17 protein-coding genes and 1 pseudogene are annotated in these 21,578 nt (G+C 59.4%); 8 read left to right on the top strand and 10 right to left on the bottom strand.

All coding sequences use genetic code 11. From position 1 onward, the window contains the following. Window positions 1-3 precede the first annotated feature (3 nt). Window positions 4-1,308 carry a glycosyltransferase gene (locus AB4N84_RS26725; protein WP_460043982.1) on the bottom strand — a complete coding sequence of 435 codons (1,305 nt, stop codon included), beginning with the start codon at window positions 1,306-1,308 and terminating at the stop codon, window positions 4-6. Next, on the bottom strand, window positions 1,298-1,660 hold the full coding sequence (locus AB4N84_RS26720; RefSeq protein ID WP_074756638.1) for a response regulator: 363 nt from the start codon (window positions 1,658-1,660) through the stop codon (window positions 1,298-1,300). Before AB4N84_RS26720 ends, AB4N84_RS26725 begins: the two co-directional genes overlap by 11 nt. A gap of 285 nt (window positions 1,661-1,945) precedes the next feature. On the opposite strand from AB4N84_RS26720, the gene AB4N84_RS26715 reads away from it, so the two are divergent. The 5 genes from AB4N84_RS26715 (at window position 1,946) to AB4N84_RS26695 (ending at window position 8,647) form a co-directional block, all read left to right on the top strand. Next, a complete protein-coding gene (locus tag AB4N84_RS26715) occupies window positions 1,946-5,443 on the top strand; it encodes a response regulator (RefSeq protein WP_460043981.1) in 3,498 nt (1,165 codons plus the stop codon). 48 nt (window positions 5,444-5,491) lie between these two features. After that, a complete protein-coding gene (locus AB4N84_RS26710; protein WP_460043980.1) occupies window positions 5,492-6,313 on the top strand; it encodes a CheR family methyltransferase in 822 nt (273 codons plus the stop codon). Next, the gene (locus AB4N84_RS26705; RefSeq protein ID WP_074756632.1) at window positions 6,310-6,927 is read left to right on the top strand and encodes a chemotaxis protein CheB; all 618 of its coding nucleotides are present in this window, start codon (window positions 6,310-6,312) and stop codon (window positions 6,925-6,927) included. The genes AB4N84_RS26710 and AB4N84_RS26705 overlap by 4 nt, the downstream gene beginning before the upstream one ends. After that, on the top strand, window positions 6,921-8,102 hold the full coding sequence (locus AB4N84_RS26700; RefSeq protein ID WP_074756630.1) for a hybrid sensor histidine kinase/response regulator: 1,182 nt from the start codon (window positions 6,921-6,923) through the stop codon (window positions 8,100-8,102). Before AB4N84_RS26705 ends, AB4N84_RS26700 begins: the two co-directional genes overlap by 7 nt. A gap of 167 nt (window positions 8,103-8,269) precedes the next feature. Next, the gene (locus AB4N84_RS26695) at window positions 8,270-8,647 is read left to right on the top strand and encodes a response regulator (protein WP_062381871.1); all 378 of its coding nucleotides are present in this window, start codon (window positions 8,270-8,272) and stop codon (window positions 8,645-8,647) included. Between the two features lie 137 nt (window positions 8,648-8,784). Here AB4N84_RS26695 and AB4N84_RS26690 read toward each other — a convergent pair whose 3' ends face one another. Together AB4N84_RS26690 and AB4N84_RS26685 are read right to left on the bottom strand one after the other, a co-directional pair. After that, window positions 8,785-10,815 (bottom strand): response regulator, encoded by a 2,031-nt coding sequence (locus AB4N84_RS26690; protein WP_074756628.1) that lies wholly within the window; start codon window positions 10,813-10,815, stop codon window positions 8,785-8,787. Beyond that, a pseudogene (locus AB4N84_RS26685) lies at window positions 10,812-12,295 on the bottom strand (ATPase domain-containing protein). The gene AB4N84_RS26690 and the pseudogene AB4N84_RS26685 overlap by 4 nt, the downstream one beginning before the upstream one ends. A 281-nt stretch (window positions 12,296-12,576) precedes the next feature. Between AB4N84_RS26685 and AB4N84_RS26680 the strand changes: the two are divergent. Together AB4N84_RS26680 and nudC are read left to right on the top strand one after the other, a co-directional pair. Beyond that, the gene (locus AB4N84_RS26680; RefSeq protein ID WP_460043978.1) at window positions 12,577-13,389 is read left to right on the top strand and encodes a crotonase/enoyl-CoA hydratase family protein; all 813 of its coding nucleotides are present in this window, start codon (window positions 12,577-12,579) and stop codon (window positions 13,387-13,389) included. 92 nt (window positions 13,390-13,481) lie between these two features. Further along, complete coding sequence (gene nudC, locus AB4N84_RS26675; protein WP_460043977.1) at window positions 13,482-14,330, top strand: NAD(+) diphosphatase; 849 nt, start codon at window positions 13,482-13,484, stop codon at window positions 14,328-14,330. Here the strand turns inward: nudC and AB4N84_RS26670 are convergent. The 6 genes from AB4N84_RS26670 to AB4N84_RS26645 all read right to left on the bottom strand — a co-directional run bounded on the left by AB4N84_RS26670 (window position 14,286) and on the right by AB4N84_RS26645 (window position 20,122). Further along, window positions 14,286-15,065, bottom strand: a complete 780-nt coding sequence (locus AB4N84_RS26670) for a TSUP family transporter (protein WP_074756620.1) — start codon at window positions 15,063-15,065, stop codon at window positions 14,286-14,288. The genes nudC and AB4N84_RS26670 overlap by 45 nt on opposite strands. A 252-nt stretch (window positions 15,066-15,317) precedes the next feature. Further along, window positions 15,318-16,457, bottom strand: coding sequence for a Gfo/Idh/MocA family protein (locus AB4N84_RS26665; protein WP_460043976.1), 1,140 nt, complete (start codon window positions 16,455-16,457; stop codon window positions 15,318-15,320). 481 nt (window positions 16,458-16,938) lie between these two features. Then, entirely contained in the window at window positions 16,939-17,706 is a 768-nt protein-coding gene (locus tag AB4N84_RS26660; RefSeq protein WP_074756617.1) for an SDR family oxidoreductase, read from the bottom strand. Window positions 17,707-17,745: 39 nt separating this feature from the next. Further along, window positions 17,746-18,813 carry a phosphotransferase family protein gene (locus AB4N84_RS26655; protein ID WP_460043975.1) on the bottom strand — a complete coding sequence of 356 codons (1,068 nt, stop codon included), beginning with the start codon at window positions 18,811-18,813 and terminating at the stop codon, window positions 17,746-17,748. A gap of 226 nt (window positions 18,814-19,039) precedes the next feature. Further along, window positions 19,040-19,354, bottom strand: coding sequence for an SCP2 sterol-binding domain-containing protein (locus tag AB4N84_RS26650; RefSeq protein ID WP_074756613.1), 315 nt, complete (start codon window positions 19,352-19,354; stop codon window positions 19,040-19,042). 57 nt (window positions 19,355-19,411) lie between these two features. Further along, window positions 19,412-20,122: a histidine phosphatase family protein gene (locus tag AB4N84_RS26645; protein ID WP_460043974.1), complete on the bottom strand. Its 711-nt coding sequence runs from the start codon at window positions 20,120-20,122 to the stop codon at window positions 19,412-19,414. A 232-nt stretch (window positions 20,123-20,354) separates the two neighbouring features. Here AB4N84_RS26645 and sohB point away from each other — a divergent pair, with 232 nt between their 5' ends. Continuing rightward, the gene (gene sohB, locus AB4N84_RS26640) at window positions 20,355-21,377 is read left to right on the top strand and encodes a protease SohB (protein WP_460043973.1); all 1,023 of its coding nucleotides are present in this window, start codon (window positions 20,355-20,357) and stop codon (window positions 21,375-21,377) included. Window positions 21,378-21,578: the final 201 nt, after the last annotated feature.

Below are 21,578 nucleotides of genomic sequence, written 5' to 3'. Positions count from 1 at the left end.
CGCTCAGGCGTTTTTGTTTTTCGCCTCGATCCACTGCGCCATGTACTGCGTGCTCTTGTGCTGGTGATGACGCAGCATCGCGCCGGTGAAGTTGGCCGTACGGTGGGCCGACAGGTTGTCCCGCAACTGGTTGATACGTTCGATCAGCGTGGCCGCGTGCCGGTCATGCTGGAACCGCGCCTGCAATACCGCCCAGCCGGCCCGTTGAGCCTCTTCCCAGCGCGATGGATCTTTGTACAGGCGAACCGCGGCGTCGGCGATTGTCTGCGCATCGCTGGCGATGGCACCGGGAAACGGCAGGTCGCCATGCATGGCCTCAGCGCCAATCGGGGTGGTCACCGTCGGCGTGCCGCAGGCCATCGCGTCGATGATTTTGCCTTTGATGCCAGCGCCAAAGCGTATCGGCGCAAGGGACACTCGGGCTCTGGACATCACCTCCAGCGCATCTTCGGCCCAGTTCATGATGTGGAAGCCCTGAGCGGCGTTATGCAGGGCCGTGGCCTTGGGAGGGGTGTAAGCACCGTAGACGTGCACATGCGCGGTGGGTAGCTGCTGACGAATCAGGGGCCAGATCGTGTTCTTCAGCCAGAGCACGGCATCCCAGTTGGGCGCATGTCGAAAATTGCCGATGATCAGGAAATGCTCCCGCGCCTCGAAACGCGGGGCCTGCTCGGAAACCTCGCGCACCAGTAACGGGGCCCAGTGCAGCAGGGAGGCGGGCATGCGGAACTGTTCAGTCAACAGCTCGATTTCCATGTCCGACACCATCAGGCTCAGGTCGCAGCGATAGATCGCGGCGATTTCCCGCTGGGCGATGTCGGTCCCCGACATGTGCGAGAACAGCGTGTCTCGGGGCATCTGAAAGTAGTCCGCGAGTTCGCTGTCCGCCTGGCCTTGCAGCAGGTCCTTGATCAACTGATGGCGGGTGTGACGCATGCTTTGCAGGTCGGACGTTTCGAGTACACGCACGGCGTTTGGGCAGTGTTTCTCGACCCGCCAGCCGAATTGCTCCTCGATGACGTACTGGTCGAACACCACCACATCCGGCTGCAGTTCAGCGACAAAACTGTCGAAACTGCTGTTGTTCAGCTCGATCGCGACTTCCGTGATGCCCAGTGCCGCCAGATCAGCCTTGTGCTCGCCCTCGGTGGCAGGGCTGGCAAAGGTGATTTGCCAGCCCTGCTCGAGGAAACAGTCGATCAATTGCATCACATGACCGCTGGCGGCCGACGAACGCGGCTCCGGCCATACGTAGCCGATGATCAGGACATGGGTGTGGCGGGCGGCGGAGAGGTGTTCACTGGCCAAGAATGCTTTTCACTTTGTCGCGCAGCTGGTCAATGGAGAACGGCTTGCCGATCAGGTGTGTGCCTGGCGGCAACTCTATGTTTTCGGCGTAACCGCTGGCAAACAGAATGGGCAGAGAGGGTCGCAGTTCGGCGGCGTTTTTCGCCAATTTGATGCCGTCCATGTCTGGCAACCCTTTGTCGGTCATCAGCAGATCGATCTTCTCGTCTGTTTTTTGCAGAAAGGCCATTGCCTCTTTACCGTCGGCCGCTTCGAGCACGCAGTATTCGAGTTCTTCGAGCACGTCGACGATCAGCATCCGGACGATGCCGTCATCTTCAACCACCAGAATCGTGCTGGCTGGGTCGGACATGAAAATTTTCCTTGGAAATGTCGGGGTCCTGATCGGGCAAGGTACGTCCGATCAGCTAAGTAACGACTCAATAAATGACCTGGCAATTGTGACAAGTTCCCGCCGTCAACGACACAATTCAAATGAGTGTGATGGCGCTAGGGAATCACTCAAACGTATAGTACGCCGAGTTTTGTCCTACAGCTAAAGTCTGAAAATACAATCTTGTATGTAAGAAGCTGGAGTTTTTTGCTGAAGTTTACGGCAAACTCCGTCGTTTAGCCGAATTCGCCCTGGGGCCTTGCGATGATCCAAAACTCTGCAGTCGATGAGCAACGTTTCCGCAAACTTCTAAGCCGCAACGTCAGTTTGCCCTTGGCAGTCGGTGTGCTCAGCGGCGCTTTTTTCGTTGTGCTGATCTCGTACCTGCTATCGGTCATCCAGTGGGTCGAACACACCGATCGGGTGATTAACAACATCAACCGTTCCCTGAAGCTGTCTGTGGACATGGAAACCGGCATGCGCGGCTTCCTGTTGACGGGCGATGAGCGCTTCCTCGATCCCTATGAAGTCGCCAAGCCGAGCATCATTGCCGAGCTCAAAGGCCTGGAAGACCTGGTGGCGGACAACCCCGATCAGGTCGATCGCTTCAAACGTCTGGCGGCGATGCAGGAGACGTGGAACCAGTTTGCGCAGGAGATGATCACCCTGCGGCGTACCAACGGCGATTACGCGACACCGATTCTAAACCGCCGTGGCAAGCGGCTGGCCGACGAAATTCGTGAACAGTACGAGCAGGCAACGAATATCGAGCATCAGTTGCGTCTGACGCGTAATACCGATGTGACCCACACCACGGTAATCTCGGTCTCGCTGTACATCGTATTCATTCTGATTGTCAGCGGTATCCTCGCCTGGGTAGGGCGCCGTGACATGACCACGCTGTCCAGCACCTACACCGCCAACCTCAAGGCCCAGCAGGAAGACGCCGATCGTCTGGCCCACGTTGCATGGCTGCGCAATGGTCAGAGCGAGCTTGCCGAGCAAGTGATCGGGCAACTGACGTTGAACCTGCTGGGGCGCAACGTGCTGCAGTTCTTTGCTCAATACCTGGGGGCCGTGGTAGCGGCGGTCTACGTGCGTCAGGAGCACGGCGGCCTGGTGCGTGTTGCTTCTTACGGGTTTTCGCGCCAACAGGAGCTGCAGGAACAGTCGATCTACAACGGTGAGGGCGTGGTGGGCAAAGCGGCCGAGCAGGACCAGATCATCAGGCTCGACGACGTACCGCAGGATTACTTCAAGGTCTCCTCAGGCCTGGGCGATGGCTCACCGCGCAGCGTGGTGGTGGTGCCGACCAGCAACGACGATCAGGTCAACGGCGTGATCGAGCTGGGTTTCCTGCGCGAGCTGACCGCGCGTGACCTCGAATTCCTTGAACTGGTGGCTGAAAACGTCGGGACGTCCATCGAAGCGGCGCGTTACCGCCAGCGTCTCCAGGAAGTGCTGGCTGAAACCCAGCAACTCAACGAAGAACTGCAGGTGCAGCAGGAAGAACTGCGCACCGCCAACGAGGAACTGGAAGAACAGTCGCGGATCCTCAAGGAATCCCAGGCGCATCTGGAGACCCAGCAAGCCGAGCTTGAGCAAACCAACGAGCAACTGGCCGAACAAGGCAAGGCGCTGGCAGAGCAGCGTGATGCGCTGGACCGCAACAACGAAGAACTGAGCGTGGCGCAAGTCGAGCTCGAAGCGCGGGCCGACGAACTGCAGCGGTCGAGCAAGTACAAGTCCGAATTCCTCGCGAACATGTCGCACGAGCTGCGCACACCGCTGAACAGCTCGCTGATCCTGGCCAAGCTGCTGGCCGAGAACCCGCAAGAGAACCTCACCGAGGAGCAGGTCAAGTTTGCCGAATCGATCTATTCCGCTGGCAACGACCTGTTGAACCTGATCAACGACATTCTCGACATCTCCAAGGTCGAGGCGGGCAAACTGGACATGCGCCCGGAAAACAGCAGCGTCAGCCGTCTGGTCGATGGCCTGCGCATGACGTTCGAGCCGCTGGCGGCCGACAAGCAATTGCAGTTCTCGGTGGAAGTGCAGCCGGGCGCGCCGGTGTCGCTGTACACCGATCGCCAGCGTCTGGAGCAGATCCTCAAAAATCTGCTCTCCAATGCGGTCAAATTCACCGAAGCGGGCGCGGTCAGCCTGACCGTGTCGCGTCAGCCGGGCGAGGGCATCGCCTTTACCGTGCGCGACTCTGGTATCGGCATTGCTGAAGACCAGCAGGAAAGCATTTTCGAAGCCTTCCGCCAGGCCGACGGGACCACCAACCGCCGCTATGGCGGCACGGGCCTGGGTTTGTCGATTTCCCGTGACTTGGCCAAGCTGCTGGGCGGTTCGATTTCGGTCACCAGTGCGCCGGGGCAGGGCAGTATCTTTACCCTCGTCTTGCCTGAGGAGTATGTGGAACATCCGCTGAACCCGCATGTGGATACGCCGCCGGCCGCCGTTCAGGCGGCACCCAAGCCTGCGCCGGTTGCCCCGGTTCCGGCGCCTGTACCGGTCAGCCAACCCATTCCGCGATTTGCCGATGACCGCGAAAAGGCCCCGTTCAACAAGCGTTGCATTCTGGTGATCGAGGATGAGGTGCGTTTTGCCCACATTCTCTACGACCTGGCGCACGAGCTGGGCTACAACTGCCTGGTGGCCCATGGCGCAGACGAAGGGTTCGATCTGGCGTCGAGCTTCTTGCCGGATGCCATTCTTCTGGACATGCGTCTGCCGGACCATTCCGGTCTGACCGTGTTGCAGCGCCTGAAAGAGATGCCGAGCACCCGGCACATTCCGGTGCATGTCATCTCCGTCGAAGACCGTCAGGAAGCCGCGTTGCAGATGGGCGCCATTGGCTATGCGGTCAAGCCGACCACGCGCGAAGAGCTCAAGGACGTGTTCGCGCGCCTGGAGGCCAAGCTGACTCAGAAAGTCAAGCGCGTGCTGCTGGTCGAAGACGATGCCTTGCAGCGCGACAGCATCGCGCGCCTGATCGGCGACGACGACGTCGAGATCACTGCGGTGGGTTTTGCGCAGGACGCCCTGGAGCTGCTGCGCGACAATGCCTATGACTGCATGATCATCGACCTGAAACTGCCCGACATGCTCGGCAATGACCTGCTCAAACGCATGTCGACCGACGAGATCTGTGCGTTCCCGCCGGTCATCGTTTATACCGGGCGTAACCTGACCCGCGATGAAGAAACCGAACTGCTCAAATATTCGCGCACGATCATCATCAAGGGCGCGCGTTCACCGGAGCGTCTGCTCGACGAAGTCACCCTGTTCCTGCACAAGGTCGAATCGCAACTCTCCAACGAGCGGCAGAAGATGCTCAAGACTGCGCGCAGCCGCGACCGGGTGTTCGAGGGCCGCAAGATCCTCGTGGTCGACGACGACGTGCGCAACATCTTTGCCCTGACCAGCGCGCTGGAGCACAAGGGCGCCATCGTCGAAGTCGGCCGGAACGGCCTGGAAGCCATCGAGAAGCTCAACACGGTCGACGACATCGATCTGGTGTTGATGGACGTGATGATGCCTGAGATGGACGGTTACGAAGCCACCGCCGAGATCCGCAAAGACCCACGCTGGCGCAAGCTGCCGATCATTGCCGTCACCGCCAAGGCCATGAAAGACGATCAGGACCGCTGCATGCAGGCGGGCTCGAACGATTACCTGGCCAAGCCGATCGATCTGGATCGTCTGTTCTCGCTGATTCGCGTGTGGCTGCCGAAAATGGAACGTATCTGAATGGATCGGATCAATTGACCACGCCCGCAGAAAGACCAGGTTTTATCGATGGCCAATGAGCGAAATACCGATATCGAATTGCGCTTGTTGATTGAGGCGATCTATCTGAAATACAGCTATGACTTCCGCGATTATTCGGGCGCGTCGGTCAAACGACGTGTCGCCCATGCCTTGCGTCAGTTCGAGTTGAAGACCATCTCCGCTCTGCAGGAACGTGTGCTCCATGATCCTTCGGCCTTTATGCAGCTGTTGCAGTTCCTGACGATACCGGTCAGCGAGATGTTTCGTGACCCGACCCACTTCCTGGCGATTCGTCAGGAAGTGGTGCCACTGCTCAAGACCTATCCCTCGCTGAAAGTCTGGATCGCCGGATGCAGCACGGGTGAAGAGGTCTACTCGATGGCCATTCTGCTGCGTGAGGAAGGACTGCTCGACCGCACGATCATCTATGCGACCGACATCAACCCGACGTCTCTGGAAAAGGCCAAGCAAGGCATTTTCTCGATGGAGAACATCCGCGCCTATAACGAGAACTACCTCAAGGCGGGTGGCAAACGGTTGTTTTCCGAGTACTACACGGCTGCGTACGATCACGCGATTTTCGACAAGACGCTGCGGGAAAACGTGACCTTCGCTGACCACAGCCTGGCCACTGACAGCGTGTTCTCCGAAACCCAGTTGATCTCCTGTCGCAATGTGCTGATCTACTTCAACAAGAAGTTGCAGGACCGGGCGTTCGGCTTATTTCATGAGTCCTTGTGTCACCGCGGATTTCTGGTGCTCGGCAGCAAGGAAACCCTGGAGTTTTCCGGCTATAAAGATCACTTCGAGCCCTTGGTCAAGCAAGAGCGGATCTACCGAAAATCATGAGAACGTCCTTTCCGGGCACCGCCCCGGATCAGCCTGCGCTGCCCAGGGTCGACGTAATCGTCGTTGGCGCGTCTGCGGGCGGTGTCGAGGCGTTGCTAAAAATTTTTCGCCCGTTGCCGAAGGGGTTCGGGCTTCCGATCATTGCGGTCCTGCATCTGCCCGAGGAGCGTCGCAGCTTGCTGGCGGACGTGTTCCGCGCGCAGTTGGCAATACCGGTCAAGGAAGCGGACGACAAGGAATCCATCGTCCCCGGAACCCTCTATTTTGCCGCGCCCGGTTATCACCTCTCTGTGGAGTCGGACTTCACGTTGTCGTTCAGCCAGGAGGAGCGTGTGTATCACTCTCGCCCCAGTGTCGATTTTCTCTTCGAATCGGCGGCCGATGCGTATGACGGCAGGCTCGCAGGGGTGTTGTTGACCGGTGCCAACAACGATGGTGCCCAGGGAATGGCACGAATCAAGGAATACGGTGGTCTTACCGTGGTCCAGGACCCGGCCCTGGCGTTGGCGCGTACCATGCCCGACGCAGCGCTGGCCTTGCACACACCAGACTTTCTCCTGCCTTTGCCCGACATTGGTCTATTGCTTGTCGAGCTGGAACGAATTGCATGTTGAGTGAAATCAAAGCGAAGTTGCTGATCGTCGACGATCTGCCTGAAAACCTGCTCGCGCTCGAAGCGTTGATCAAACGCGAGGACCGGCAGGTGTACAAGGCGCTGTCGGCCGACGAGGCGCTGTCGTTGTTGCTGGAGCACGAGTTCGCCATGGCGATTCTCGATGTGCAGATGCCAGGCATGAATGGCTTCGAGCTTGCGGAAATGATGCGCGGTACTGAAAAGACCAAGAGCATTCCGATCGTCTTCGTCAGTGCCGCCGGGCGCGAATTGAACTACGCCTTCAAGGGCTACGAAAGCGGCGCGGTCGACTTCCTGCACAAACCGCTGGATATCCACGCGGTGAAAAGCAAGGTCAATGTCTTCGTCGACCTGTATCGCCAACGCAAGGCGATGAAGCAGCAGGTCGAAGAGCTCGAGCGTAGCCGTCAGGAGCAGGAAGCGCTGCTGCGCGAGTTGAAATCGACACAGAACGAACTCGAGCACGCGATCCGCATGCGCGACGATTTCATGTCGATCGTTTCCCATGAGGTGCGCACGCCGTTGAACGGCCTGATCCTCGAAACCCAGCTGCGCAAGTTGCACCTGGCCAAGGACAACGCCTCGGCGTTTACCATGGACAAGCTCAAGGCGATGGTCGATCGCGACGAGCGGCAGATCCAGAGCCTGATTCGCTTGATCGAGGACATGCTCGATGTGTCGCGCATCCGGACCGGCAAGCTGTCGATCCGCACCAGCCCCTTCGATCTGTCGGAACTGGTGGTTAATCTGGTGGAAAGCTACGCTGCGCAGATTGCTGCGGCCGAAAGCGTCGTGACCCTGCACGCCAGCGAGCCTGTGATCGGTGTCTGGGACGAGTTCCGCATCGAGCAGGTGGTGGCGAATCTGCTGACCAATGCCCTGCGTTATGGCGCTCACAAGCCCATCCAGGTGCGCGTGTACAGCGAGGGCAGTGAAGCTCGGGTGGAAGTGAAGGACCAGGGGATCGGCATCAGTGCCGAGAACCAGAAGCGCATCTTCCAGCAGTTCGAGCGCGTGTCGGCCAGTCATGCGGTGTCGGGACTCGGATTGGGGTTGTTCATTTCCGATCAGATTGTGGCGGCTCACGGCGGCACGATCAGCGTTGAAAGTGAAGAAGGCTGCGGTTCGCTGTTCCGCGTCAGCTTGCCGCTTTAAAGGCGTTCCTGGCCCTGCAGGTACGGGCCAGAGCGGTGCAGGTCGGGTTTTCTGTCACCGGCGCCGGGCACTCAAGACCATTAAGATAAATAACTGATTTTTCTGCGCAACCTCCAGCGCGGCCCATGGTCGTAATGGCAGCTATCTACAAGATCGAAGGCGTTCCAATGAGCTCTGATGCAGAAAATGTCGTACTCATCGTCGAGGACGAGCCGCTTATTCTGATGCTGCTGTCCGACTACCTGTCGGGCGAGGGGTATCGGGTGTTGCAGGCGGAAAACGGCGAACAGGCATTTGAAATACTCGCCACCAAACCGCACCTGGACCTGATGATCACCGACTATCGCCTGCCCGGCGGTGTCTCAGGGGTGATGATCGCCGAGCCTGCGGTCAAGTTGCGACCCGAGCTGAAGGTGATCTTCATCAGCGGTTACCCGGCCGAAATCGTCGAGTCCGGCAGCCCGATTGCGCGCAAGGCGCCGATTCTGGCCAAGCCGTTCACCATGGACACCTTGCACTCGCAGATTCAGCAGTTGTTGAATTAGTTTGCCGCGCCTGGCCGCTGCCCCGGTGGGAGCGAATTCATTCGCGAAAAGGGTCCAGACGATAGAGAGTCATCGACTGTACGGACTCTTCGCGAATTAATTCGCTCCCACAGCAGGCACGCGTAGCGCCTCAGCGCTCAATCCTCAATCATCTCCCGCACCTTGGCGGTCAACTGATCGAATGCGAACGGTTTGGTGATCATCTGCATGCCGGTGTCGAGAAACCCTGCGCGTACGCCCGCGTTCTCCGCGTAGCCGGTGATGAACAGCACCTTGAGGTCCGGGCGCATCTGGCGGCCGATATCGGCCAGTTGGCGCCCGTTCATGCCGGGCAGGCCGACGTCACTGATCATCAGGTCGATGCGCTGACCGGACTCCAGGATCGGCACTGCACCCACCGCGTCTGCGGCTTCCAGCCACGCATAGCCCAACTCGCCCAGCACCTGGCTCACCAAGGCGCGGACCGCAGGATCGTCCTCGACGATCAGAATGGTTTCGCCTGCACGGGCTTCGACTTCCTGGCTCTGAGCGTCGGCTTCGTCTTCTTGCTTGTTGCCGTGGAAACGCGGAAGAAACAATTGCACCGTGGTGCCGTGCCCGACCTGGCTTTCGATGGACACATGGCCGTGTGACTGCTTGGTAAAGCCATAGATCATCGATAACCCGAGCCCGGTCCCCTGACCGATGGGCTTGGTGGTAAAGAACGGGTCGAACGCGCGGCTGATTACGTTCTCCGGCATGCCGGAACCGGTGTCGGTCACGCTGAGCACCACGTAATCACCCGGCAGCAGGTTCTCGTAGGCATTGGTGAAGTCACGGTCCAGCTTGCGATTGAAGGTCTCGATCATCAGCATGCCGCCGTTGGGCATGGCATCCCGGGCGTTGAGCACCAAGTTGAGCAGGGCGCTTTCCAGTTGGTTGGGATCGGCCTCGGCCGTCCACAGCTCCGGCTCCAGACACATGTCCAGGCGAATGCTTTCGTTGACGCTGCGATGCAGTAACTCGCCCATGGAATTGACCAGCTCGTTCATCTCCACAGGCTTCGAATCCAGCGATTGCCGTCGAGAGAACGCCAGTAAGCGGTGGGTGAGGGCAGCGGCGCGATTGGCGGAGGTCACACCCAGGTCGATCAGGCCGTCCAGGTCTTCGGTTTTGCCGCGCGCCAGTCGGCGCCTGAGCAATTCAAGGCTGCCAATGATGCCGGTCAGCATGTTGTTGAAGTCGTGAGCGATGCCGCCCGTGAGTTGCCCGACGGCTTCCATCTTTTGCGATTGACGCAGGACTTCTTCGTTGTGCCGCAGTTGCGAGGTGCGCTCCTCGACCTGTTGCTCGAGGGTTTCGTTAAGGCGGCGCAACTGGGTTTCAGCAAGTTTTCGTTCGGTGATGTCCGAGGTGACGCCGGCCAGCAGACTGACCCGGCCATTGCGCGCCCGGATCGCTCGGGCGCGTACGTCCACCCAATGCAGAGAACCGTCGGCCCACACATTGCGAAACTCAATGATGAAGTCATCGCCCGTATCCAGGCTGTGCTGCAAAGCGGACTGCATGCGCGGCTGGTCTTCGGGGAATACCGACTCGAGCCATTCGGGGTAGGTAAAGGGCGTCTGTTCGCTGCGCCCGAAGTGGACCTTGCTGATGTCTGAGCAGGCCAGTTCGAGGAACTCGGCTTCCAGTTGCCAGGACCCCAGCCGTCCGGCCTTGAGCGCGTGCTGAAGACGCTGCTCGCCTTCGACCAGGTCTTCCATGCGGCTGCGCGCTTCGTACTGACGTCGACGGCCCCGGACAGCGGTGGAGACCAGGCTGACCAGCGTTGCCGGATGAAAGGGACGTTCAAGAAACGTGACGTTGCCGAGCATCTTGCCCAGTCGTGAGGAAGGATTCTGCTCCGGCCCGCCGTGGTGGGTCAGGAGCACGATCGGCACATCCGACCATGCAGGCTGGTTGGCCAGCAGGCTCAGCAAGGGATTGAGGTCGGCCCCGCGTAGGGCCTCGTCCGCAACGATGGCGAGGCCTGCGCCGGACATGAGCTCCTTGCACAGGCCGGCCAGGTCGTGGGTGATGAGTGCCGGGAAACCTGCTTCCTGCAGGATCATCAAGGCAATCTGGCTATCCCTCCCGCGAGGCGCCAGGATCACTGCGCGTTCCGATAGCTGTCCCGGTGTACTCACACGTCCTCATCCCGCAGCAGCGGATTGCTCTCGCCGGAATAATGCGGCACGCCGCGTAATACGCCTTGAAAGGCTTCCAGTGGGGCGCCGATCTTCAAACCGGTGCCACTGATGCGGTATTCACGGATGGTCGATTCATGGGTACCCGTACGTTTCTTGATGATGGAGATCGCGCGACGCACTTTGCCCAGCGCTTCGAAATAACGCAACAGCACCACGGTGTCAGCCAAGTAGGTAATGTCCACCGGAGAGCGCATGTCACCGACCAGGCCGTGTTGCGCTACGGTCATGAACGTCGAGGCGCCTTGACGGTTCAGGTAGAGCAGCAGTTCGTGCATGTGCAGCACCAGAGCGTTCTCTTCCGGCATCGCCGCCTGATAGCCGTTGAGGCTGTCGATGACCACGGTACGAATGTGTTTCTCATCCACACTGCGGCGCACGCGATGCGAAAATTCGCCCGGTGACAGTTCGGCGGCGTCGACTTGCTCGATCAGCAGGTTGCCGGTGCGCTGCAAGGCGTCCAGATCGATGCCAACTTTTTTCATGCGCTCGAACAGCAAGCCCAGTTCTTCATCGAAAATGAACAGCCCGACTTTTTCACCCCTTGCCACGGCCGCGGCTGCGAATACCAGAGAGATCAACGATTTGCCAGTGCCCGCAGGGCCCAGAATCAACGTGCTGGAGCCGCTGTCAATACCGCCGCCCAGCAGCGCATCCAGCTCGGGAATGTTGCTGCTGATCGTCTTGCTCTCGTATCTGCTGCGGTGTTCGGCTGCCACGAGGCGGGGGAAGACGTGGATACCGTCTTCCATGATGTTGAAATCGTGGTAACCACCACGGTACTTCTGCCCTCGGTACTTGACCACCCGCAGACGGCGACGCTCGGCACCGTAAGTGGGCGTCAACTCTTCAAGGCGGATCACGCCGTGCGCCACACTGTGCACGGTCTTGTCCAGAGCCTCGGTCGTCAAGTCGTCCAACAGGATCACCGTGGCGTCGTAGCGGGCAAAGTAGTGCTTGATCGCCAAGATCTGCCGGCGATAGCGCAACGAGCTTTGCGCCAGTAGACGGATTTCCGACAGGCTGTCGATGATGACTCGCTTGGGCTTGACCCGTTCAACCACCTCGAAAATCTGCCTGGTGGCTTCGCCCAGTTCAAGGTCCGACGAATACAACAGGCTTTGCTGGTGCTCCGCATTGAGCAGATCTTCAGGCGGCGTCAGCTCGAACACGTGGATGTGTTCACCCAGGTCCCAGCCATGGGATTTGGCGCCGTCGCGCAGCTCGCGTTCGGTTTCTGACAGCGTGATGTAAAGACAGCGTTCGTCCGCCGCCGCGCCCGCCAGCAGAAACTGCAGCGCAACGGTGGTCTTACCGGTTCCGGGTTCTCCCTCAAGAAGAAATACATGACTGCGTGAAAGCCCCCCGCAAGGATGTCGTCCAGGCCCACGATGCCGGTTGCCGCTTTTGATGTAGTCAAGAATCGCCCTCTTGCGACCTGAGAAAGGGTGGGTGCCGAAGGTTGCACGGCTGCCCGTGGCAGCGGCGATGACCAGGAGATTCTGGTTCTGCACTGCCATCACTCTGGACCGTAGCCATTTGTAACCGTTCAGTTTTTCCAGTGGCAAACTGCGATCTGTCCCGACGAAACGCCCGTTGGAGTCCGGCAAATGGCGCAACCGTGGCCTGCGACGGTTATCGGCTGTTGATATAGTCCGGCGTCATGGATTTCTCCCTACAGACCCCTCAAGGATTCTCGCCGTGTCTGATTACAGCGCTTTCAAGGTCGAGCTCACCGATCACATCGCCCACGTGCAGATCAATCGTCCGGAGAAGATCAACGCCATGAACGCGGCGTTCTGGCGCGAGATCATCGACATATTTCAATGGATCGAAGACACGGACGACGTGCGTGTGGTGGTGCTCAGCGGTGCGGGCAAGCATTTTTCGTCGGGCATTGACCTGATGATGCTTGCCTCGATCGCCAATGAGCTGGGCAAGGATGTAGGTCGCAACGCACGGTTGTTGCGTCGCAAGATCCTGCAGATGCAGGCGTCATTCAGTGTGGTGGACCGTTGCAGCAAACCGGTGCTGGCCGCCGTGCAGGGCTATTGCATCGGCGGCGCCATCGACCTGATCAGCGCCTGCGACATGCGCTACGCGGCGGACGACGCGCTGTTTTCCATTCGCGAGATCGACATGGGCATGGCGGCCGACGTGGGCACCCTGCAGCGACTGCCACGCTTGATTGGCGACGGCATGATGCGCGAGATGGCGTACACCGGACGTAACGTCAAGGCCGACGAAGCTTTGCGCATCGGCCTGGTCAACCGCACGTTCGCCGATCTGCAGCAGTTGCTGGACGGCGTCTTCGAGATCGCCCGTGAAATCGCCGCCAAATCCCCGATCGCCATCAGCGGCAGCAAACGCATGATCGGTTATATGCGCGATCACAGTGTGGACGATGGTCTCGAATACGTTGCCACGTGGAACGCTGCCATGTTGCAATCGGCGGACCTGAAGCTGGCGATGGTTGCTCACATGGGCAAACAGAAGCCGGTCTTCGATAATTGACCGGCGAACCCGATTTCGCCGGCGCCTGTTGCCGTTGAGCCTCGCGTGCGGAGCCTCGGGCGGTGCAGGTCGCTGACTAGAGGAGTTCTTGCATGACGCGCCCCAGGCGTTGGACCACCGCTGTGCTGGACACACAGGCAGCGGGCGGGTGGGCCGTGGTCCACAGTGATCAGGGTTTTCTGCGGGATGGCAACGGGGTGATGTTCCCCCGCGAGTGGCTCAAACGTCAGGCGTTGCCGCTGATCAGCGAGCACGGTATCGGCCATTTCGACGGCGAGCCCGTCTACGTGCAGGTCCTCAGGCACTCGGTGGAGCTGGAGGGCACGAGTTGGCATACGTTGCGCCAGTTCATGCTGGCCGACGATGCGGATGTTTTTCAGAAACTGGGTTATGCGGCGCAGATCAGCACCTGGGCGCGGGAACATCGATTCTGCGGCAGTTGCGGTCAGCCGATGCAGCAAGTACCGGGCGAGCGCGCGATGTATTGCAAGGACTGCGACCTGCGTTCGTACCCGCGTATCTCACCCAGCATGATCGTGTTGATCACCCGCGGCGACGAGGTGTTGCTGGCCCGTTCGCCGCGTTTTGTGCCGGGCGTGTACAGCACGCTGGCCGGCTTCGCCGAGCCGGGCGAGTCCGCCGAGGACTGCGTGCGGCGTGAGGTCATGGAAGAAGTGCAGATCAAGGTCAAGAACATCCAGTACAAGGGCAGCCAGTGCTGGCCGTTCCCGCACTCGATGATGCTGGGCTTTCATGCCGAATACGACAGCGGCGAGATCGTGCCGCAGGCGGACGAGATCGAAGATGCGCAATGGTTCAGCATTCACGACATGCCGCCTTTACCGGCCAGCCGCTCCATTGCGCGTTACCTGATCGACCTGTACCTGGCGCAGAAATCAGGCGCCGCCGAACCAGTGTTGCCAGGCCAGGCGGACGGTTAAACCCAGCACCACGGTAATAAAAACAGGGCGGATGAACTTCGCGCCGCCCTGAATCGCCGTTCTGGCGCCTAGAAACGCGCCGACCATCAAGGCTGAGCCCATGCACAGGCCGATGGCCCAGTCCACCGACCCATTGATGGCGAATATCGTCAGGGCAGCTGCGTTGCTGACGAAGTTCATGCTGCGCGCCACGCCGCTGGCCTTGACCAGATCGACCGGGTACATGAGCAACGTGCTCACCGTCCAGAACGCACCGGTTCCCGGCCCCGCGACGCCATCATAGAAGCCCAGGCCGAGCCCTTGCGGCAGTTGCCATTTGGTGTTGATCGGGGCGTCACTGTCGAGCGGTGCTTTGGGCGTTCCGCCGAACAACAGGTAGAGCCCGCAGCCGAAGACGATGACCGGGAGCATCTGGTTCAAAAGCTCGGCGGGCAGGTAATGCGCGACGACTGCACCGATCAACGAACCGACCGCAGTGCCAATCAGGCCGCGCGTCCACTGCTTCGGGTGAAACAGTTTGCGCCGATAGAACGTAAAACCTGCGGTCGCCGAGCCAAACGTCGAGCTGAGTTTGTTGGTGCCCAGCACCAGGTGCGGCGGCAGCCCAGCGGTCAGCAGAGCAGGGGTGGTCAACAGACCTCCGCCACCGGCAATGGCATCGATGAAGCCGGCGACAAAAGCGACAAGGGCGAGCACCACGAGCGTGGTGGGTTCAACGGTCAGTTCAAACGGCATGGATAAGGGCTTACTGGGCAGTCAGGCAGAATGGCTGCCCGGAAGCGCGGCATTCTACCTATAACGCGGAGCGTATTGCAGGGCGAATCGACCTGTCAGGACGAACACCTTAGTTGTGGAAGCCAATTCATTCGCGAGAGGCCGGTACATCCGACGGAAATGCATCGACCATCAAACCGATTCGCGAATGAATTCGCTCCCACAGGGGGATGCATTCCCATACCGATGCCAGCGTTGCTGGCTATGGCGGGTTCAAATATCCGACACCTTCACCCAACGCATCTCTTTCGCCGCCACGCGAATCGCGGTCGCCAGACGCTCTACCTCAAGCGCTTCGGCGAAATCGGGGCCTTCATTGCCTTGTCCGCACAGCGCCTGAATCAACGCATGCACTTCCAGTGTCTTCAGTTCGTTGTAACCCAGTTGATGCCCGGGCGCGGGGCAGAAGGCGGCATAGCCCGATTGCGTCGGCCCCGCCAGAATCCGTTGAAAACCATCGCGGCCCGGTGCGCCAGCGCGATACAGCCGTAACTCGTTCAGGCGTTCCTGATCGAAGGCGAGCGTGCCTTGGGTCCCGCTGATCTCGAAGCTGAGATGGTTTTTGTAGCCGTGCTTGAGCCAGCTGCTGCCAAACGTGCCCCGCGCACCGTTGGCAAAGCGCAGCAGGGCGTAGGTCTGATCGTCGATGGCGATCGGCCGCTGCTCCTGACTGCCGTGGGTGGCCGGGCGCTGTGCATGCACCGTCTGGGAATCTGCGCACACCGCTTCGACATCACCCAGCAGGTAGCGGGCCATGGCTAGCAGATGACTGCCGAGGTCTGCCAGTGCGCCACCGGCATGGGCCTGTTCGCAGCGCCACGACCAGGGCTGCTGGGGATCGCCCATGAAGTCTTCGCTGAACTCGCCTTGAAAGCTGACGATCTGCCCAAGATCGCCGCTTTCGATCATCTGCCGGGCCAGGCCAATCATCGGGTTGTGCTGATAGTTGTAACCGACCCGCGTCACCACGCCGGCAGCCTTTGCCGCGCGTTGCATCTCCCGCGCCTGTTCAAGGCTGACGGCGAGTGGTTTCTCGCAGTACACGGCTTTGCCCGCCTCGAGCGCGGCCATCGCCATGGGAAAGTGCAGGTGATTGGGCGTGGTGATGGCCACCAGTTGCACGCTCGGGTCGCTGATGAGCTGTTGCCAGTCAGCATGACTGCGATCAAAGCCCCAGGATCGGGCACACTGCTCGGCGCGGGCGGCATCCGCATCCGCCAATGCGACCAGTTTGAGGTTGACCGGGAGTTCGAACGTGGTGCGGGCATTGTGAAAAGCCAAGGCGTGTGCCCGTCCCATGAAACCCGTACCGATCAGGCCGACGCCAAGATCCGGAAGAAACGATTCGCGCATAACAGCGTGTCCTTGAAGGATTGTTGTTGTGCGGAAAATGTATTCGCTGAGAAGGTGGGATGGAATCTTTATTCCATCAGAAAAGCCTCACATTGACCTCAATCTGAAAGGCAGTCAGCGAATGAGCAGGTTTGGAACACCTCTGCGAGATTCTGTGGTTCTCAAGCCAGTGGTATTAGTCCGCCTCTTGAGGGTCGCAACGCCTGACCGCATGCGCCACATCCCGGATGACGCAGAGCGTCATTGAATGTGTTACCACGCGGAGCGTCGCCGGAGTGAGGGTACGACGACGAAGGAGTCGCCAAACCAGGAGCGTAGGACTCTTGGTGACTTGGGGATGGTCCGGCATTCCGGTTTTCAAGTAACCCGCCGAAGGCGGAACAGTTTGGCCGTTAGGACAAACCAAACCATCAGCGTCACTGCGAATAGTGGAAATGCACACCACTCCCATAGTTAATCGTCGGTGTTATCGAATCCAGTTTCAGGACAGAAACCCGCCATCCACATTCAGCGCCACGCCGGTCGTATAGCTCGACGCATCGCTGGCGAGGTACAACACGGTGCCCGCCATCTCGCTCGGCGCTGCCACGCGCTTGAGCGGAATCTGCTGCAGCGCGGTGTTGAGGATTTTCTCGTTGCTGACCAGCGCCGAGGCAAATTTGGTGTCGGTCAGGCCTGGCAGCAAGGCGTTGCAGCGGATACCGAACTGCGCGCACTCCTTGGCGAAGACCTTGGTCATGTTGATCACGGCAGCCTTGGTCACCGAGTAGATGCCCTGGAAAACACCCGGTGACACGCCATTGATCGACGCCACGTTGATGATGCTGCCGCCGCCGTGCTCGCGCATCAGCTTGCCTGCTTCCACCGACATGAAGAAATAGCCGCGGATGTTGACGTCGACGGTTTTCTGGAACGCGCCGAGGTCGGTGTCGAGGACGTTGCAGAACTGCGGGTTGGTGGCGGCGTTATTCACCAGAATGTCCAGCCGGCCAAACTCTTCACGAATGCGCGCGAACACGCCGCTGATTTGTTCCATTTCACCGATGTGGCAGGCAATGGCCGTGGCCTTGCCACCGTCGGCAATGATCGCATCAGCGACATGCTGGCAACCTTCGATCTTGCGGCTGGAGACGATCACGTGCGCGCCTTGCTGGGCGAGCAGTTTGGCGATGGCCTCACCGATGCCGCGGCTGGCGCCGGAAACGAAGGCGATCTTGCCGTCGAGGTCGAACAGTTGGGTTTTGGACATGTTGTTTTCCTTATCGTGTCGCAATCTGGGAGTGTCGCGTCAGAGGCTGGAGCGATCGATCACTTGCAGCGCCATGTGTTCCAGCAGCTTGTTCATGTGGATGAACTGGGCAAAGCGTTTGTCCTGGGTCTGGCCGTGGAAGAAGCGGTAGTAGATCTGTTGCACGATGCCCGCCAGACGGAACAAACCGTAGGTGTAATAAAAGTCGAAGTTGTCAATGCGGATGCCCGAACGTTCGGCGTAGTAGGCGACAACCTGCTCACGGGTGAGCATGCCCGGCGCATGGCTGGGCTGACGGCGCATCAATTGCACCGGCGCCGGATCGTCGGCCTGTATCCAGTAGGCGAGGCTGTTCCCCAGATCCATCAACGGATCGCCCAGCGTGGTCAGCTCCCAGTCGAGCACGCCGATGATCTGCATCGGGTTATCGGGGTCGAGGATCACGTTGTCGAAGCGGTAGTCGTTGTGCACCAGGCTGGAGCGCGGGTGGTCCGCAGGTTTTTTCTCGTCCAGCCAGCGCGCGACCATCTCCCAACTGGGCGCATCCGGCGTGCGGGCTTTTTCGTAGCGTTCGGTCCAGCCACGAATCTGCCGTTCGACATAACCCTGTGGCTTGCCCAGATCGCCCAGGCCGCAGGCGGTGTAATCGACTTGATGCAGCTCCACCAGCTTGTCGATGAAGCTCTTGCACAGGGCTTCGGTTTGCGTCGCGTCAAGGTTCAGTTCGGCGGGCAGGTCGGAGCGCAGAATGATGCCCTTGACCCGCTCCATGACATAGAACTCGGCGCCGATCACCGATTCGTCGATGCAGTGCACGTAGGCCTTGGGGCAATAAGGGAAGGCATCTTTGAGCTGATTGAGAATCCGGTATTCACGGCCCATGTCGTGGGCGCTTTTTGCCTTGTGGCCGAACGGCGGCCGGCGCAGGACGAACTCCTGTTCCGGGTATTTCAGCAGGTAGGTGAGGTTGGAGGCCCCGCCCGGAAACTGACTGATGTGGGCGGTGCCGCTCAAGCCTGGAATATGGGTTTTCAGGTAAGGGTCGATCAACGCTGCGTCGAGTTCTTCGCCGGATCGAACCTGAGTGGACTGGTCGGTGAGCGCCATGCTTATCCCTGCTGGTTATTTTGGATGGCCAGGATCATTGGCTAATCTAATGCGCGCGCGACGCTTTGAACAAGCAATGCATGGCCTTATTGGCGAGCGTGTTACAGGTCGATCAGCCGTTTTGATCAGCGCTGTTTGTAAAACCGTCGAGCAAAAAAAACCGAAGCCGCGAAGCTTCGGTTTTGAAGGTGAAAGCGCAATTCGGGGAAGAGCGCGCTTCACTGCCTTACGACGGGAAAAGATCGCTCAGCTTCATCGCCAGCATCATGTCGCCTTCAGCGCGCAGCTTGCCGGCCATGAACGCCTGCATACCGTCGGTCTCGCCGCTGACGATGCCTTCCAGTGTTTCGCCGTCCATCACCAGCGTGACTTGTGCGTCAGGGTTTTCACCCTCCTGCAGCTCGCAGGTCTTGTCTTTCACGATCAGGGAGAAGTTTTTTGTGTCATCGATACGGAAACCGAATACCAGGTCCAGGCCCGCAGCGGCTTCAGGGTTGAACTTGGCTTTCATCGCTTGTACGGCATCGGCTACGGAGGTCATGGTGTCATCCTTTTATATGAGTGATTGCAGGCACCTTGCGGGTGCGATTGGCCGGGCTCAACGGTAGGTGATGAGCTCCGGCGCCTTCATCAGTTGCAAGTGTGCGTGACTGTTGAAGGAAGCCAGGGACACCTCGCGACCACGGAATTTCAGGTGGTTGAGCGAGGTGTTGACGATTTGCCAGTTGAGTTCGAACGCCTGGGCTGCAGGCATCCGAGTGATCAGGTGGAGCAGGGCAGTGATGGTGCCGCCGGACGTGAACACGGCGATGCGATCGCTGGGGCCTGCGCTGTCGAGAATCCTTTCGAGCCCCGACTGGACCTGCGCGACGAAGGCCAGCCAGCTTTGCAGCGCTGGGGTGTCGTGTTGGCCACCGAGCCAGCGACCGATGATCAGCGCGAACAGCCGCTGGAATTCCGCGCGGTTGTGGGCGGCGTTGCGCATGACTTCGAGTGCTTCGGGTTCGTCCGGCAACATCGCGGGCAGCAGCGCACGAATCACGGCTTCGGCGTCGAATTCATTGAACGCGCTGTCGGTTTCCAAGGCAGGGGTTTTCAGGCCGGCGGCGTCCAGTTGGGCCATTGCGGTTTCGGCGGTATGACGCTGACGGAACAAGCTGCCGGTGATGCATCGATCAAACGTTAACTCAAGGTGCGCCAGGTGCGCACCGAGCACTTCTGCCTGGCGAAAACCGGTGGGCGACAGAACGTCGTAGTCGTCTGCACCAAAGGAGGCCTGGCCATGTCTTATCAGATAGATGCTGCCCACGTCCGCGTCATCCCGGTACGCTGAAAGTGATGGGAGGTTATGAGGACGGTGCAGGGTCTGTCAATAAAAAAACATACGCTTGTTTGAATTGTCCGATTGTCATGTTCCCAAGCCGTCGGGCGCTGGCTCCACGCGGGGCGCGCCGGTATGCTGGGCTCATTCGCAATTCTGTATATGACGTGCGTCAACGAAGGTTGACTCAGGTTTCAGGCATGTAGGCAAAGGAGCTTTTGTGGAGTTTATGTTCGATTACGCCAGCTTTCTGGCAAAAACCGTCACGGTGGTCATCGCGATCGTCGTGGTGCTGGTGGTCATTGCCTCCATGCGCGGCCGGGGTCGTCGCGGTGGTGGCGGTCAGCTGCACGTGACCAAGCTCAATGACTTTTACAAAGGCCTGCGTGATCGTCTGGAAGGCTCGCTGCTGGACAAAGCGCGGCTCAAGGCGCTGCGCAAATCGCAGGCCAAAGACCTGAAAAAAGAGAAAAAGCAGGCCGACGTCAAGCCGCGTGTCTACGTGCTGGATTTCGACGGTGACATCAAGGCGTCCGCGACAGAAAGCATGCGCCACGAGATCACTGCGGTGTTGAGCCTGGCGACCGACAAAGATGAAGTGGTGCTGCGCCTTGAGAGCGGCGGCGGCATGGTTCACAGCTATGGCCTGGCATCGTCGCAACTGGCGCGGATTCGTCAGGCCGGCATCCCGTTGACGATCTGCATCGACAAGGTGGCCGCCAGCGGTGGGTACATGATGGCGTGCATCGGTAACCGCATCATCAGCGCACCGTTCGCCGTGCTGGGTTCGATCGGCGTGGTGGCTCAGTTGCCGAACGTCAACCGTCTGTTGAAAAAGCACGACATCGACTTTGAAGTGCTGACGGCGGGTGAATACAAACGCACGCTCACTGTGTTTGGCGAAAACACCGAGAAAGGCCGCGAGAAGTTTCAGCAAGATCTGGATATTACCCACGAGCTGTTCAAAAACTTCGTCGCCAGCTACCGCCCGCAATTGCAGATCGATGAAGTGGCCACCGGTGAGGTCTGGCTGGGCATGGCCGCGAAGGACAAACAACTGGTCGACGAGCTGAAAACCAGCGACGAATATTTGTCCGAGAAGGCGAAAACCGCCGAGGTGTTCCACTTGCACTACGCCGAGCGCAAAAGCTTGCAGGAGCGCGTGGGGCTGGCAGCCAGTGGTTCGGTTGATCGTTTGGTGACCAGCTGGTGGAGCAAGCTCACGCAGCAGCGGTTCTGGTAGACCGGACACCGTTTTTGTAGGAGCGTGGCTTGTCCCGCGATCGGTTGCGCAGCAACCGTAATAGCTGCCAAGTTGGCAGTAACTGATACACCGCATTTACTTTATTTACTGCCGCTTCGCGGCAGGTCGCGGGACAAGCCACGCTCCTACATGAAGTGTTCACTGATTCAAATAAAAAGCCCCGGCTTCTCACGAAACCGG

The sequence above is a fragment of the Pseudomonas sp. S2_H01 genome (assembly GCF_054668305.1).
The sequence above is the reverse complement of the archived record's forward strand: the minus strand, read 5'-3'. Positions and strand labels throughout refer to the sequence as shown.

Bases quoted from the DNA above. Each gene is read 5' to 3' on its own strand.
- nudC (WP_460043977.1), top strand. From the start codon at position 13,482: ATGACGCGCCCCAGGCGTTGGACCACCGCTGTGCTGGACACACAGGCA.
- AB4N84_RS26715 (WP_460043981.1), top strand. From the start codon at position 1,946: ATGATCCAAAACTCTGCAGTCGATGAGCAACGTTTCCGCAAACTTCTA.
- AB4N84_RS26660 (WP_074756617.1), bottom strand. From the start codon at position 17,706: ATGTCCAAAACCCAACTGTTCGACCTCGACGGCAAGATCGCCTTCGTT.
- AB4N84_RS26710 (WP_460043980.1), top strand. From the start codon at position 5,492: ATGGCCAATGAGCGAAATACCGATATCGAATTGCGCTTGTTGATTGAG.
- AB4N84_RS26695 (WP_062381871.1), top strand. From the start codon at position 8,270: ATGAGCTCTGATGCAGAAAATGTCGTACTCATCGTCGAGGACGAGCCG.
- AB4N84_RS26650 (WP_074756613.1), bottom strand. From the start codon at position 19,354: ATGACCTCCGTAGCCGATGCCGTACAAGCGATGAAAGCCAAGTTCAAC.
- AB4N84_RS26720 (WP_074756638.1), bottom strand. From the start codon at position 1,660: ATGTCCGACCCAGCCAGCACGATTCTGGTGGTTGAAGATGACGGCATC.
- AB4N84_RS26700 (WP_074756630.1), top strand. From the start codon at position 6,921: ATGTTGAGTGAAATCAAAGCGAAGTTGCTGATCGTCGACGATCTGCCT.
- AB4N84_RS26665 (WP_460043976.1), bottom strand. From the start codon at position 16,457: ATGCGCGAATCGTTTCTTCCGGATCTTGGCGTCGGCCTGATCGGTACG.
- AB4N84_RS26705 (WP_074756632.1), top strand. From the start codon at position 6,310: ATGAGAACGTCCTTTCCGGGCACCGCCCCGGATCAGCCTGCGCTGCCC.
- AB4N84_RS26655 (WP_460043975.1), bottom strand. From the start codon at position 18,813: ATGGCGCTCACCGACCAGTCCACTCAGGTTCGATCCGGCGAAGAACTC.
- AB4N84_RS26670 (WP_074756620.1), bottom strand. From the start codon at position 15,065: ATGCCGTTTGAACTGACCGTTGAACCCACCACGCTCGTGGTGCTCGCC.